Annotated in this window: 1 protein-coding gene; it reads left to right on the top strand. The window is 63.4% G+C overall.

Annotated elements, in window-relative coordinates; genetic code table 11:
• A partial coding sequence (locus BM269_RS29585) for a hypothetical protein (protein WP_170860516.1) occupies positions 1-4109 on the top strand: 4109 nt, incomplete at both ends.

Raw genomic sequence — 4109 nt, forward strand, 5'->3', positions numbered from 1 at the left:
AACGGCCGCGGCAGGCTGGCGATGCAAGCCGACCGCAGCGGCAACCAGCTGAGCTACAGCTACAACGGCGACCTGCTGAGCGAAGTGGCGAACCAAGACGGCGAGAAGACCGTGCTGGATTACGCCAACGGCAAGCTGGCCAGCGTGCATTCGGTCGATAAAGCCGGCCAGCCGCATACCCGCGTGCGCTACGCCTACGATGGCCAGGGCCGCCTGGCGAGCGTCACCGTTGACCTGACCCCGGACGACAACAGCATCGCCGACGGCAAGGTCTACGTCACCAATTACACCTACGATGGCGCCAGCCAGCGTATCGCCAGCATCGCGCAGACCGACGGCACGCTGCTGCGCTTCGATTACGTCGAGTTCAACGGCACCTGGCGCGTGGCCAGGCTGCGCCAGATGATCGATGGCGTGGAGCGTGTCACCTCCTACGATTACTCGGACTTGATGAACGCCGTGCCGGCCACGGCGGACGTGGATGGCGGCAAGCTGTCCACCATCGGCGACGTCACCAGCAACAACTCCGCGCCGCTCGATACCGGCAAAGCTTCTACCACCGAACCGCAGGTCAACAACGTCTCCGCAGGCGTGGACCCAGGCAAGCTGGTGACAGGCGAAACAAAGGTGGTTGACCAGCACGGCGGCCTCAATAGCGGCTGGTTGTCTACCACCGAGTCGCAGGCCGGACCGCAAACGGCCATCATCGATTACAGCAAGACCTCGAACACCGAGCTGAAAGATATCGACCACACCCTGGCGCTCAACGGCGGCAGGCTGTCGACCATCGAAGCGCCGGTCAAGGACCAGAACGCCAATATCGACAGCAGCAAGCTGTCCACCAAGGATCCAATCACAGCCCCAGGCAGCGCCAATCTCGATCCGAGCCGGCTGTCGACCGCCGGCAGCCAGACCGTGGGGCACGATGCCAGCGTTGATTCGACGAAGCTGAGCACCGTCGGCCAGCAACAGAACGCCCACGAAGTGGCGCTCGACGGCAGCAAGCTGTCCACCACCGAATCCACCCTGGCCAGTCATGGCGACCCAATTGACGGAAGCAAACTGTCGACCAGTGGTACGCGCGTTGATGCGCACACCGGCAATGTGGACGGCGGCAAACTCTCCACCACCGATACGCAAGTTATCAGCCATGGCGATCATATTGTCGGCGGTAGCCTGCAGACTACGGAGCAGCGCCTGCAGGACCAGACGGCGAGCCTGAATGCCGGCAAACTGACGACCACCGATGTTCCGAGGACGTCCACAAAGCTTGGACTCAAATTCTTCCGCCTAGCCGAGGACCAGCCCACGCTATATGCGTATATGCTGGACGAGAGCAAGCTTCCGTACCATTGGCCGGCGGAGGGGGGCTGGGCGCGCGTTGCGCAGGACGTTTACGGCGCCAGCATGCCGCAGGCAGCAGAGGCGTTACATGCTGCGATGGGGGATCCTGATTACATGTCGGGCGATCTGGTAAGCGGCTTGCCGGACACGCTCAGTTACCAGGTTGGTGAGTACTCCCAGCCTTACTATCGAGTGGTTGCGGGCGATACCTGGACCAGAATTGCCAGCACCCTGTATGGTTCTGCGACACCGGAAGCTGCCAGCATGCTGGCAGCCGTCATGGGAAATATCCCGCTCGTGGTCGGCGCAAAATTGACCGGGTTCCCGCAGTCGATCACCATTACCGTTGCAAACGGCAGCACCCAGACTACGGTGGCGCCTTACTACCTGGTGAAAGAGGGCGACACCTGGGCGGGCATTGCCGCTGCGCTGTACGGGTCCGCGGATCCAGCCGCTGGTGCAGCCCTGAAATCCGCCATGGGTTCGCCGCTGCTGGCGCTCAACGTGCGCCTGACCACCTTCCCGGCCAGTATCAGTTTTAGGGCGCCGGCTAACGTCACGGTGCCGGCATACTACCTGGTGCCGAACGGCGCAACCTGGGAAACCGTCACCAAGGCAGTCTACGGCACGGACGATGCAGCGGCGGTGGCGGCCTTGAAGGCTGCGCTGAACAATCCAGCCCTTGCGGCGGGGGCGAAGCTTGCCGGCTTCCCTGAGACGCTGAACTACAACACCTCGGCCACCATTACGGTGCCTGCCTATTACCGCGTGCAGGCAGGTGATACCTGGGCCAGCATCGCCACCAGCCTGTACGGCGTGGCAGCTGCGGATGCCGACATTGCAGGCGCCGTCCTGCAGGCGGCCATGGGTAACGTTGCGCTGGCGGATGCCGACAAGCTGGCCGGCCTGCCGTCGCAACTGAACTACGAGACCACCAGCGTGATCACCGTGCCGGCCTACTACAACGTGGGCGCAGGCGATAGCTGGAGCAGCATCGCAGCCAGCCTGTACGGCAGCAGCGCACCGGAAGCCGTGGCCGCATTGCAGCAGGCCATGGGCAATGTGACGCTGGGGCAGGGGACCAAGCTGGCCGGCCTGCCGGCAGTGCTGGAATACACCACCGGCAGCACGATCACGGTGCCCGCCTATTACACGGTGCAAGCTGGCGACACCTGGGCCGGCCTGGCGCTCAGCCTGTACGGCAGCGACGATCCGGAAGCGGCGTCGGCATTGCTACAAGCCATGGGTGGCGCGGCGCTGGAGCCAGGTGCCAAGCTGACCGGCCTGCCGGCCACCTTGCATTACACCACCATCAGCACCATTACGGTACCGGCCTATTACGCCGTGCAAGCGGGCGACACCTGGGCTTCCATCGCGGCGGCCTTGTACGGCGATGCTGCCTCTGTCGACGCGTTGCAAGCTGCCATGGGCAATGCGGCGCTGGATGCCGTCGCTCACCTGCAAGGATTGCCGGCCACCCTGCATTACACCACCACGGTGGCGATTACCGTGGCGCCGCACTATACCGTGCAGGCAGGCGATACTTGGGCCAGCATTGCCCTGGCACTGTACGGCGCCAGCGACGCGGAAGCCGCTGCCGCGCTGAAGTCGGCCATGGGTTCGCCGGAGCTGGCCGCAGGCACCGTGCTCCAGCCATTCCCAGCGAAGCTCGATTACGCCAAGGTGACTGGTAGTGTCGATGTGCCAGCGTACTACCAGGTCCAGCAGCTCGACACCTGGCAGTCGGTGACGCAGTTCCTGTACGGAACCTCCGAGGCCGATGCCATCGATACCCTGCGCAACGCCTTGGGTTATCCGATCCTGCTGCCTGGCGCCAAGCTGACCATGTTGCCGTCGACCCTGGTGTATGGCCTCAGCACGACGGTGCCGCCTTATTTCCTGATCCGCGGCGGCGATAACTGGAACAGCATTGCCGGCACCCTGTACGGTTCCAGTGCGAACGAGGCGGCAACTGCACTGAAGGATCTGTTGGGCAACCCGCCTTTGACAGCGGGCACCAAACTGACCAACCTGCCGGCAACGATTACCTACACCACCCACACGGTATCGGTGCCGACCTACTATCGCATCAAGGAAGGCGATACCTGGGAAAACATCGCGCAAACCCTGTATCGCAACAGCGATCCGGCGGTGGTTGCCGCATTGAAGAATGTGTTGAACAATCCGCCGCTGGTCGCGGGGGAAAAGCTGGTCGGCATGCCGTACTCGCTGGACTACACCAGTGACCGCGTACCGCCTTACTACCGCATCAAGGAGGGTGACACCTGGGCCAGCGTGGCCAATATGCTGTATGGCACCAGCGTGGCGGCATCGGCGCTGCAGGCGTTCGTCGCGCCACAGGAGCTGGTGGCCGGCGGCAAACTGACCGGCTTGCCGAGTTCGCTGCGTTATCAAGTGACGCAGGTAGTGCCGGATTATTACGTGATCGAGTCGGGCGATAGCTGGGACAGCCTCACCCTGAAACTGTACGGTACCAGCGAACCGAATGCCGTACAGGCACTGAAAACCCGGACGGGCGGTTCTTACCTGACTCCGGGCCAACGATTGACCCCGCCCGCATCGCTGACCTACCAGACCACCACGCAAGTTGCTGTGCCGCCGTACTATACGGTGAAGGCAGGCGATACCTGGCAGGGCATCACCCTGGCCCTGTACGGCACCGATCATCCAGCCGCACAGGCAGCGCTGGAGGCAGCGCTCGGCAAGCCGGCACTGGCGGCCGGCACCAAGCTGCGCAACCTGCC

Origin of the sequence: Duganella sp. CF458 (assembly GCF_900113115.1) — a bacterium.
GTDB lineage: Bacteria > Pseudomonadota > Gammaproteobacteria > Burkholderiales > Burkholderiaceae_D > Rugamonas.